Annotated in this window: 3 protein-coding genes; all 3 read right to left on the bottom strand. The window is 50.3% G+C overall.

Annotated features, from left to right (window positions below; translation table 11 throughout):
- Positions 1-120: 120 nt before the first annotated feature.
- From ACTHUT_RS20580 to ACTHUT_RS20570, 3 genes are read right to left on the bottom strand one after another with little or no spacing between them, the layout of a single operon-like run.
- Entirely contained in the window at positions 121-609 is a 489-nt protein-coding gene (locus ACTHUT_RS20580) for a peroxiredoxin family protein (RefSeq protein ID WP_440385942.1), read from the bottom strand.
- A complete protein-coding gene (locus ACTHUT_RS20575) occupies positions 606-989 on the bottom strand; it encodes an acyl-CoA thioesterase (protein ID WP_440385943.1) in 384 nt (127 codons plus the stop codon). The genes ACTHUT_RS20580 and ACTHUT_RS20575 overlap by 4 nt, the downstream gene beginning before the upstream one ends.
- Entirely contained in the window at positions 989-1,351 is a 363-nt protein-coding gene (locus tag ACTHUT_RS20570; protein WP_003681812.1) for a hypothetical protein, read from the bottom strand. Before ACTHUT_RS20570 ends, ACTHUT_RS20575 begins: the two co-directional genes overlap by 1 nt.
- Positions 1,352-1,436: the final 85 nt, after the last annotated feature.

Below are 1,436 nucleotides of genomic sequence, written 5' to 3'. Positions count from 1 at the left end.
TTGTTTCAGACGGCCTTTGTTAATAGAGGAGCTTGGTGTCTGAACGGATAAAATGTTGCTTATTATAAAGGATATTTCGGTTTTAGGCCGTCTGAAATATGGTTTCAGACGGCCTTGGATTTATTGGGCGAGGGCTTGGTCGATTTCTTGATAGAGTTGGGAGAAATTGGGTTCGCCAACGTAGGTTTTGAGGATGTTACCGTTTTTGTCGATCAGGACGGAAGTCGGGTAAACCTGTGTGCCAAAGGCTTTTGCGGCAGTTTTGTCGACATCGTACATGACGGTGAAAGGAAGGCCGTATTCTTTGACGTATTGATGGACGCTTTCAATGGGGTCGATGGGTTGGGCAATGCCGAGGACTTGGAAGTTTTTGCCTTGATAATCTTGGGCGGTTTTGATGATTTTAGGCATTTCGCTCACGCAGCCGGGGCAGGAGGGAAACCAGAAGTTAATGAGGGTAACTTTGTCTTTCAAATCGGCATTGGTAATGGTTTTGCCTTGCAGGTCGGGCAGGGCGAAATCAGGGGCGGCTTTGTTGCTGGGGATAAGGACGAAGGTAAGAAGCGCGCCAATCGTGGCAACGACAAGGAGTGTGAGTATTTTTTTCATGATTCGAGATTTTGAATGGCGTGTGCTAAGGTTTGGGGAACGCTGATGCTGCGGCCGCTTTCGCTGCTGACGGGCATAAGGGTAACTTCGGCTTCGATGGCGGCTTTGCCGTTGGGCAGGGTCGCGGTTTGGCTGAGGATGATGTGGCGTGTGCCAATGTCTTTCAGACGGCCTGTAAAGGTCAAGACATCGCCTTCAAGCGACGGGCGGCGATAGCGGATGTCAATGCGTGCAACAACGAGCATGATGTCTTTGAGTTCGGACAGAAGGTCATGCTCTTGAAAAAACGTCCAGCGCGCTTCTTCGAGAAATTCGAGATAGCGCGCATTGTTGACGTGGCCGTAGCCGTCGAGGTGGTAGTTGCGGACGGTCAGTTTCATCAGTTGAGATTGATGGGTTGGAACTCTTCGCGTGCGATTGGTTCGTGTTCGAGGTCGGTAATTACGGTGGAGAGTTGGATGTCGAACCATTCGTTGAAAATGTCGGCGTCCAAATCCGGCCATTCGCTTTCGTCTTCGCACCAGTCGGCCAATTCGGCAGCAAAAATGTCTTCAAAACGTGCTTCGATTTCGTCCCATACTTCGTCGGCGGTTTCACACGGGCGAACGAGGTAGGAATTGGCATCGGCTTGGATATCTTCAAGCGTCAGGCCGTCCAAGTGATTGCCGGGCAGGGATTTCAGCCAGTTCCAAAAAGGATCGAGGGGGATAAGCAGGAAGACGCTGCGGTTGACTTCGTACATGGTGTTTTCCTTGGTTTCTGTATAGTTGAATGATATAGCAAAGGTGGTGGACTGGCTATCTTTTGGGGGATAAAGGCCGTCTGAA

The organism is Neisseria sp. P0022.S010 (assembly GCF_051956635.1).
The sequence above is the reverse complement of the archived record's forward strand: the minus strand, read 5'-3'. Positions and strand labels throughout refer to the sequence as shown.